We start from the raw sequence: 9157 nt of genomic DNA on the forward strand, positions 1-9157 counted from the left end.
AAGTTAAGCACTTCAGCGGCGAAAATAGTTGGGCCTGCCCCTGCGAACATAGCACGTTGCCGGGTCTTTTTTTATGGTTGTATTTTCCATATAGATTGATATAATTTCAACGGAGTTCCAGGAGGTATACAAGATGAATCAAAATGTTTTTAGTGAATATTTTAAGATTACGATTGCGATGTTCATTATTTCCTTTTCAATTTACTTTTTTCTGATTCCCAGCGGAATCGTTGTGGGAAGTATCTCTGGTTTAGCCATGGTGATTCATCAAATGATTCCTTTTTCGATCTCTGCCATAACCTTTGTGTTGAATATCGGTTTATTAGTGATTGGCTTCATCTTCATCGGAAAAGAATTTGGGACCAAAACAGTATATACTTCTATTTTGCTTCCTGTTTTTTTAGGAATCTTTGAGTTCCTTTTTCCAGTGGTTTATTCTCTTACGAACAATAGTGTTTATGATTTGATTTCTTACACCTTGATCATTGCTTTTGGACAGGCCATCTTATTTAATGTGAATGCTTCTAGCGGCGGATTGGATATCGTAGGAAAGATAGTAAGTAAATATTCACACATGGATATTGGGAAGGCTTTGAATATTTGTGGAGCTATTACTGCGATGTCATCGATTCTCGTTTACGATGTTGGAACTCTGGTTGTCAGTTTGATTGGAACTTATGCCAACGGTCTGGCCATCGATTATTTTATTGGCGGCTTCAATAAGAAAAAGAAAATTTGCATACTTTCCGAAGACTATGAACAAATAAAAGATTATATTATTAATACGATGAAAAGAGGTGCCACTTTATATCTTGCGAAAGGCGCTTTTGATCAACAAGAGCGAGTGGAGCTGGTAACGATCATGACAACCAGTGAATATAAAAGGTTATTGGATTATTTGCACAAATCCAATTATAAATCGTTTGTGACCGTTTCCACGGTCAATGAAGTCATTGGTACCTGGAATATTAACAAAAGAAGATAAAGGGGATTTTGTCCCTTTTTTTATAATTTCAAGAATTTTCTATACCTTTTTGATATAATAATAAAGCTTAAGGGGGATTTTATGGCCTATTATCATATTCTCAGACAAAGAAGACAAGATTTAAATCTCACAATCGAATATGTTTCAAGCCAGACGCGTTTAGCACCTCAGTATATTCAGGCAATCGAAAGTCACAATTTGGATGTTTTTTCGGATGACTTTTCTTTTGTTCGCTATTTTGTCCATGCGTATTGCGATGCGATTGGCGTAAACTGGAACGCTATCAAAGACGAAGTGGATAAAGATATTAATGCATACGCTAAGCAAAGAGAGATGGATCTTTCTATGGCGCAAAAAAGATTGGTTCAGCAAATGCCAAATGTTTCCAGTACACAAAGAAAGAAACCTGCGCGCAGCCGTTTTCAAAAAAGTGTTTCTTCTTTTTCGCGAAACATGCAGTGGAAAAGAAAATGGGATATAAAAAAATTATTGTTGATTGCTGTTGTGATTGTTTGTCTGTTTGCAGCTTTCAATTTCTGGCTCGATTCACAAGCTGCCAATGAAGCAGCCAAATTGGAGGCCAATCGCCAGGAAGAACTGCGGCAAAAAGAAGAAGAAACAGATCGTCTTGCTCAGCAGCGGCAGGATACTCGTGAAAAACAGGAATATAACTTTGAAGTTCTGAGTGTGGAAGAAAATGTCTATCGTTTATCCAATGTTATCGAAACGACAGAAGAATTTTCCGTAAAGATTGAATTGCCGGAACCTTCAAAAGTTATCATCTATAAAGATGATCTTGTTCTTGATGAAAAAAATCAAAACAAAGAATATGAAGATTCTTTCGAACAGCAAGTGGAGGTCGATCAGCCTTGTACAATTGCGATTGAGGTTACCAATTATGTTGGTGGAAATACAACATTCACTATTGCCAACAATACGATAACTTTTAATGCGACGTACTGGGCTCCGGGAACTCCGGCAACGATCTATATTGAAGTCGTGGACAATGAATCTTTAGAAGAAGAACAATCTGAAACAGAGGAACAATCTTCAACGACTCAGGATCAATCGTATATGGAGGAAGTTGATTATGAATTTACCGAATAAATTGACATTGATTCGAATTGCGATGGTACCATTGGTGGTCCTCGTGTATTTACTGATTCCATCCGATCTGGGGATTCTTCACGAATCCAATCATCTTGCGTTTCGTGATGTTCTGGCTTTTTTGATCTTTGCGGCAGCCAGTATTACGGATATGTTGGACGGGCAAATTGCCAGAAAGAATAATTTGATTACATCGTTTGGAAAATTTGCCGATCCGATTGCCGATAAAATGCTTGTGAATACGGTTTTGATTCTTTTGGTTTATACGCATCAAGCCAATGTCATCGCCGTTTTACTTATGATCGCAAGAGATCTTGTCGTAGATGGATTAAGAATGATTGCCAGTCAACATGGAAAAGTTGTAAGTGCCGGCTTTTATGGAAAACTAAAAACGGTGCTTCAGATGTTTGCCATTGTCTTTTTGTTGTTGAAAAACTGGCCGTTTGTCTATATAGGGATTCCGGTCGACCAGATCTTACTCTGGGCAGCGGCACTTGTCAGTGTATTTAGCGGCTGGATCTATTTTATGAAATTGAAAAGTTATGTTTTGGAGAGCATGTAATGAATGAAATAGATTTGATCCATCTTGCCAGAAAGAAGGGACGGACGATTGGTTCGTGCGAGAGCCTGACAGCCGGCTTGTTTTGCGCAAAACTCGCTTCGGTTCCAGGAGCCAGTCAGGTCCTCAAAGGCGGGTTTGTAACTTATTTTACAGAAATCAAGGAAACCGTTGTGGGTGTCGATTCTCAAGTTATTCATCAATATGGAGTGATATCAAAACAGTGTGCAGAGGAAATGGCAATCAAAGCAAAAAAGCTTTTGGATGTTGATTACTGTGTATCGTTTACAGGCAATGCAGGTCCTGATACAATGGAAGGAAAACCTGCCGGTGATGTTTTTTGTGCGATTTCTGGTAAAGAAAATACAATCAGCTTTTCGTTCCATTTTAAAAATGAGGAAAGAAATACACTACGTCAGCATGTCGTTGATGAAATGATCAGTCGTCTGGCTGATATAATTGAAAAGGAGTAACAAATGCCAAAAGAAGAGAATAGAGATAAATTATTAAATGATGTATTAAACGAAATTGAAAAAGAATACGGAAAAGGATCCATCATGAAACTCGGGGATCGTCCTGCAGTGGATGTAGAACCGATTCCCAGCGGCAGTCTTTTGCTGGACCAGGCTTTAGGAATCGGCGGATATCCAAAAGGACGAATCATTGAAGTTTTTGGCCCTGAATCCAGTGGGAAAACAACGTTAGCGCTTCATGCGATTGCCCAAGTTCAAAAACAAGGTGGACGTGCGGCTTTTATTGATGCGGAAAATGCCATTGATCCAGTTTATGCACGCAATCTGGGAGTTGATATTGACGAATTGATCTTGTCTCAGCCGGATTCTGGAGAACAGGCATTGAATATCATGCTTATGCTTATTGAGAGTGGGGCAGTGGATCTTGTTGTTGTAGACAGTGTAGCCGCTTTAGTTCCGCAAGCTGAGTTGGATGGTGAAATGGGAGATCTTCAAGTGGGATCCCAGGCTCGTTTAATGTCCAAGGCGATGCGAAAACTGGCAGGAATCATGAATCATAATGAATGCACTGCGATTTTTATCAACCAGCTTCGTCAAAAGGTCGGAATTACGTATGGAAATCCAGAAACGACACCTGGCGGTATCGCATTGAAGTTCTACAGTTCAGTTCGTATCGATATTCGAAAAGCCGATGCCATTAAAAATGGAACGGATGTCATAGGAAATAAAGTTCGCGTCAAGGTCGTGAAAAATAAAGTGGCCCCTCCATTTAAACAAGCCATTTTGGAAATTATCTATGGAGAGGGAATTTCCTACGTCTCGGAATTATTGGATCTTTGTGTTGATGCCGGTATTGTTAAAAAGAGTGGAGCCTGGTATAGCTTTGAAGGAGAAAAAATCGGACAGGGAAAAGAAGCGGCCAAACAATATATCAAACAAAATCCAGAATTTCAGATCAAACTGGAAGAACTATTAAAAGATTCGAAAAAGGAAGTTCAGGAATAGAACTTCTTTTTTCGTGTTATAATACAAAAAAGGTGAAATTTATGGCACGTTTAAAAGAAAACCAATACAAAGAATTCCCACTTCAGAATTTAAGGAAACCGATTCTGTTTGTGGTGGATATGATCAATGGATTCATTAAAGAAGGATCTCTTCATGATGAAGCAATTCTTGATATTTCGAAGAATATTGAAAATCTTCTGAAAAAAATCGATGCTTCGATCTTTATCTGTGATGGACATGCTCCTGATTCTAAAGAGTTTTGTTCTTATCCACTCCACTGTGTTAAAGGGACTGCTGAAAGCGAAGTGATTGAGGAATTGAGGCCTTATGTTAAAACTAGAATCTATAAGAATTCTACCAATACTTTTATGAGTCCTTCTTTTCAGGATCTTCTGCCCACATTGAAGAATCATAAAGATATCATACTTACCGGGTGCTGCACCGATCTGTGCATCCTGCAATTTGCCCTTTCTTTGAATTCATGGCTTAACGAACACAACTACAAGGAACAGCGTGTGATTGTACCGGTTGACTGTGTAGATACGTATGATATAGAAAGCATACATGATGCCAAACGGTGGAATTTTTTCAGTCTGAAAAACATGGAGACAAATGGGATTCTTGTCGTATCAAAGATTGGAGATCAATATGAATAAAACTCGGAATTTAAGCTTAGTAATGGATTTTTATGAATTGACGATGAGTCAATGTTATTTTAATTTGAATAAAGATCAAGAAGTTGTTTTTGATTTATTTTACCGAAATAACCCTGATAATGGAGGATTTTGCCTTTTCTGCGGGTTGGAACAGGTGATTGAATATGTAAAAAATCTTCATTTTGATAAGGAAGATATCGATTATTTGCGTTCGCTTCATCAATTTTCTGAAGAATTTCTCGATTACTTGTCCACGATTCGCTTTACAGGGGATATATATGCGATACCTGAAGGTACCCCTGTTTTTCCTCATGAACCGCTGGTTCGTGTTAAAGCTAAGATCATTGAAGCCCAACTGGTCGAGACTGCATTGCTTCTTGCCTTGAATCACCAGACTTTGATTGCGACCAAGGCTCACCGCATCGTACAGGCTTCCGAAGGAAGAGCGGTTATGGAATTCGGTGCCCGCCGTGCACACAATTTTGATGCGGCCATTTATGGAGCTCGTGCGGCCTACATTGCCGGATGCGCTGGTTCAGCAACAACTTTTGCCGGTAAAGAATATGGACTTCCTGTTTTAGGAACGATGGCTCATTCTTTTATCCAGAGTTTTGACAATGAATATGAAGCGTTTCTTTTCTATGCCAAAACGTATCCGCAAAACTGTACACTTTTAATTGATACGTACAGCACTTTAAAAAGTGGGATCAAAAATGCCATTCGCGTTGCCAAAGACTATTTGGAACCGAACGGTTATCGTTTAAAGGGTGTTCGTATTGATTCGGGAGATATGGCTTATCTTTCGAAACAGGTGCGTAAAGAACTGGATGCCAACGGAATGCAGGATTGCGGAATCGTTGTCAGCAACTCCCTGGACGAATATGTAATCGAGTCTTTGATTCATCAGCAGGGAGCGAAAATTGATTCTTTTGGGGTTGGAGAAAATTTGATTTGTTCTAAAAATTCACCTGTTTTTGGCGGGGTATACAAACTGGTGGCGATTGAAAAAGATGGCCAAATGATACCGAAGATCAAAATTAGTGATAACGTGGAAAAGGTGACCAATCCAGGCATGAAAAAGGTGTACCGGATTTATGAAAAAGAAACCGGTATGGCCCAAGCTGATCTGCTTGCTCTTGAAGATGAAAAATTTGATGACACAAAAGATTTAACGATCTATCATCCTATGTCACGATGGAAATATAAAGTCATTGAAGGGGGAAGCTATGAATTAAGAGAACTCCTTGTTCCTATTTTTGTCCAGGGAGAAGTCGTGTATCAGTGTCCAAGCCTTGATGGAATTCGTGAATACTCCAAGCGCGAGCTGGCTACGATATGGGAAGAAATCAAACGATTTGCCTATCCGCAGGAATACTATGTCGATTTGACTAAAGATCTTCTGGATCTTAAATTAAAATTGCTCAATGAACATAAATAAAAGAGGGGATTCCCTCTTTTTAAAATAAATTTTCTTTGATCATATCTTTGATGAGATGAAAACATAAACCCTCATAGCCCTGGTGATCGTAGAGCATACGATGTCTTCCTCCTTCAATCAGGACCAGGCGACTGTGATCCTTGATTTTTTTATATACGGAACAAGAGACATCGCATGAGATAACTTCATCTTTTGTTCCATGAAGGATCAGGATGGGACATTCTACATGGTAAATGGATTCTTTATACTGGTCTACGATTGTCATAAATGTTTTCGTCTGTAGAGAAGAAGGAAGCTTTGTATCTTTTTTACCCAGATTTTTCAGTGTGGATAAAGAAGCGTGCCCAATTTTATAGAGATCCAGATATTGAAAAGCAGGCGCAATGAGGATCAGCTTTTTTACAGGATAGATGGATGCCAGATAACTCGCAATCACACCACCCATGGAAAAGCCAACCAAGATAACATCGCGACTTTGTTTAAAAGCTTTCTGAAGGTAGGCTTCACAGCGCCGGATCCATATCTTGGGATCGGTATCTTTTTGATCATAAAGATCATAGATATCAAATTGTATGACGTCATATTTTTCATTTTTAAGATACTGGGTCAACGGATCAAATTCATGTTGGCACATTTTTCCAAATCCATGAATCGTTACGATAATGGGTTTCTTTTTCTTTATAAGAGAAAACATATTACCTCACCTATACTTTTTACCTTCTTATGTTTATAATTATTGCAGAAGAAAGAGAAATATGAAAGCAACACTTTTAATAAAAAATATTGAAAATTTATATACATGCGATGATCAATTTACGATTCTTCAAAAAGCATACATTGCCATACATCATGAGCAAATCGTTGAAATCGGAACTGGCTCCTATCTGAAATGGATCGATGATGCCACCCGTGTGATTGATGCCGTGGGAGAAATCGTTGTTCCAGGCTTTATTGACTGCAACTTTAAGGGTTTTCGTCATGTCCGTATAGGCGATCAGCTGCGTGAAAATCGTACGGCCATGTTCGCTATGCGCCAAAATGGAATCTTGACCTTATTCACAAAAGATCCTGAAGTTTTAAAGAAGGACTTGACGCAGGATATCTTTTTACAGAAAAACGAATGTTCACTTCCTATTGTAGAAAGAGAATATGAATATGAAAATATATCACCGAAGAAGTTTTTGATTTCCTGTGGATTTGGTAAACCAAACAGTTACGTCTATTCTTTTCAGCCGTTATGTTATTACTTGTTTCACATGCATAATGTAGACGCAAAAACTTTGCTGGAAGCGATGACCAGCCTTCCTGCCAAAACTTTTGACCTTACTGACAGAGGCTCGATTGAACCTGGGAAACGGGCGGATCTTTTAGTCTTGCAGGTTCCAACAATTGAACATTACTTCCAAACGATTGGCCGGCCTTTGATCCACCGGATGATCAAAAACGGGATCCCTTTCTATCCGGAATGGATGGTCTGTTAAGTTATGAAAAATTTTCAGAAAATGATTGACATTCTTTCATCTCGTTGATATTATCTATGCATAAATGATGTTGAAGAGAAGAGTACCTATCGTATTTCTTTAAGAAGAGAGTCCTTGAACGCTGAAAGAGGATAAAGAGATTGTTAGGGAACATGGTCTTGGAGTTGCAAGGTCGATATTTAGACTTTGACGGATTCACCCGTTATCGTGATAGAGTATGTTTGTACTTGATGAGGTAAAATGAGTGATCATTTTGCGAAAATAGGTGGTAACACGGAATTCAACTTTCGTCCTATGATGGATGAAAGTTTTTTTATTTTAGAAAGGAAAGAAAAGATGATCAAATTAGAACATGTGACAAAAACCTTTCAAACCCGAAACGGAAATGTTCATGCCGTAAGAGATGTCAGTCTTGAAATCCAGGATGGTGAAATCTTCGGAATCATTGGATTTTCCGGGGCCGGCAAATCGACCCTCGTTCGCTGCATCAACTTATTGGAGAAACCGGAACAAGGCGCGGTTTTCTTTGATGATAAAGATCTTCTAAAGCTTAGCGATAAGGAATTGCGCTTAAAGAGACAGGAAATGGGAATGATCTTCCAGCATTTTAATCTGATGCGATCCCGTACTGTTTTTGAAAATATTGCGTTTCCTTTGCGTCATATGAAGATGAAAGAAGACGAGATTCAAAAACGTGTGGATTCTTTGTTGGAGCTGATTGAGTTGAAAGATCGTAAGGATTCTTATCCGTCCCAGTTAAGCGGTGGACAAAAACAGCGTGTGGCCATTGCCAGAGCCTTGGCTACGCGGCCGAAAGTGCTTTTATGCGATGAAGCGACTTCTGCTTTGGATCCTCATACCACACAGCAGATCCTTCAATTGATTCGCCGCATCAACAAGGAATTGAATTTGACCGTGATCTTGATCACGCATGAGATGGCGGTTGTCAAAGATATTTGTGATCGTGTTGCCGTAATGGAAAATGGCAAAGTTGTGGAAGAAGGAAACATTGTGGATGTGTTCTCACATCCTCAGATGCCGGTCACAAAAAACTTTATCAACACCACAAACAATTTAGGCAAGATCGATGAACTTTTAGAAAACAAACATCCTTTGGTTCAAATTGATTCCAATCAGAGATTAGTGAAATTAAGCTATCAAAGCGGGAACACAAAAGAAGCATTGATTTCGACGATCTCCAGAAAATACAATGTCGATTGTTCGATTATTTTCGGAAATGTTGAAATCGTGCATGATGTACCATTTGGCACCTTGATTTGTGTTCTTACCGGAAAACAAGAAGATATGGAAAGTGCTTTACAGCTTTGTGAAGACAACCAGGTACAAGTGGAGGTGATGAAGTGATGATGGATTTCCTCACGGGGATCATGCCCAATGTTATCGACCGATCGGATGTATTTTTAGAATCTATTTATGAGACATTTCTTATGAT

The 9157-nt window shown here is 39.0% G+C and carries 10 protein-coding genes and 1 other annotated feature; of the genes, 9 read left to right on the top strand and 1 reads right to left on the bottom strand.

Features of this window, described 5'->3' with window-relative positions:
* Window positions 1-133: 133 nt before the first annotated feature.
* From Q0K03_RS06155 to Q0K03_RS06185, 7 genes are all read left to right on the top strand, one after another.
* Window positions 134-985 (top strand): YitT family protein, encoded by an 852-nt coding sequence (locus tag Q0K03_RS06155; RefSeq protein WP_297238843.1) that lies wholly within the window; start codon window positions 134-136, stop codon window positions 983-985.
* An 81-nt stretch (window positions 986-1066) separates the two neighbouring features.
* A complete protein-coding gene (locus Q0K03_RS06160) occupies window positions 1067-2092 on the top strand; it encodes a helix-turn-helix domain-containing protein (RefSeq protein WP_297238844.1) in 1026 nt (341 codons plus the stop codon).
* Complete coding sequence (gene pgsA, locus Q0K03_RS06165; protein ID WP_297238845.1) at window positions 2076-2654, top strand: CDP-diacylglycerol--glycerol-3-phosphate 3-phosphatidyltransferase; 579 nt, start codon at window positions 2076-2078, stop codon at window positions 2652-2654. Before Q0K03_RS06160 ends, pgsA begins: the two co-directional genes overlap by 17 nt.
* Window positions 2654-3124, top strand: a complete 471-nt coding sequence (locus Q0K03_RS06170; protein ID WP_297238846.1) for a CinA family protein — start codon at window positions 2654-2656, stop codon at window positions 3122-3124. The genes pgsA and Q0K03_RS06170 overlap by 1 nt, the downstream gene beginning before the upstream one ends.
* A gap of 3 nt (window positions 3125-3127) precedes the next feature.
* The gene (gene recA / locus Q0K03_RS06175; protein ID WP_297238847.1) at window positions 3128-4129 is read left to right on the top strand and encodes a recombinase RecA; all 1002 of its coding nucleotides are present in this window, start codon (window positions 3128-3130) and stop codon (window positions 4127-4129) included.
* Window positions 4130-4170: 41 nt separating this feature from the next.
* Complete coding sequence (locus Q0K03_RS06180) at window positions 4171-4785, top strand: isochorismatase family cysteine hydrolase (protein ID WP_297238848.1); 615 nt, start codon at window positions 4171-4173, stop codon at window positions 4783-4785.
* Window positions 4778-6223 carry a nicotinate phosphoribosyltransferase gene (locus Q0K03_RS06185; protein WP_297238849.1) on the top strand — a complete coding sequence of 482 codons (1446 nt, stop codon included), beginning with the start codon at window positions 4778-4780 and terminating at the stop codon, window positions 6221-6223. Before Q0K03_RS06180 ends, Q0K03_RS06185 begins: the two co-directional genes overlap by 8 nt.
* 19 nt (window positions 6224-6242) lie before the next feature.
* Here Q0K03_RS06185 and Q0K03_RS06190 read toward each other — a convergent pair whose 3' ends face one another.
* Window positions 6243-6917 (bottom strand): alpha/beta fold hydrolase, encoded by a 675-nt coding sequence (locus Q0K03_RS06190; protein ID WP_297238850.1) that lies wholly within the window; start codon window positions 6915-6917, stop codon window positions 6243-6245.
* Window positions 6918-6978: 61 nt separating this feature from the next.
* Between Q0K03_RS06190 and Q0K03_RS06195 the strand changes: the two genes are divergently transcribed.
* Window positions 6979-7704 (top strand): amidohydrolase family protein, encoded by a 726-nt coding sequence (locus Q0K03_RS06195; RefSeq protein WP_297238851.1) that lies wholly within the window; start codon window positions 6979-6981, stop codon window positions 7702-7704.
* Between the two features lie 61 nt (window positions 7705-7765).
* Window positions 7766-8002: a binding site (T-box leader), on the top strand.
* 38 nt (window positions 8003-8040) lie between these two features.
* Window positions 8041-9069 carry a methionine ABC transporter ATP-binding protein gene (locus tag Q0K03_RS06200; RefSeq protein WP_297238852.1) on the top strand — a complete coding sequence of 343 codons (1029 nt, stop codon included), beginning with the start codon at window positions 8041-8043 and terminating at the stop codon, window positions 9067-9069.
* Window positions 9070-9157 lie beyond the last annotated feature (88 nt).

It is taken from the genome of uncultured Faecalicoccus sp., assembly GCF_944327125.1.
GTDB lineage: Bacteria > Bacillota_I > Bacilli_A > Erysipelotrichales > Erysipelotrichaceae > Faecalicoccus.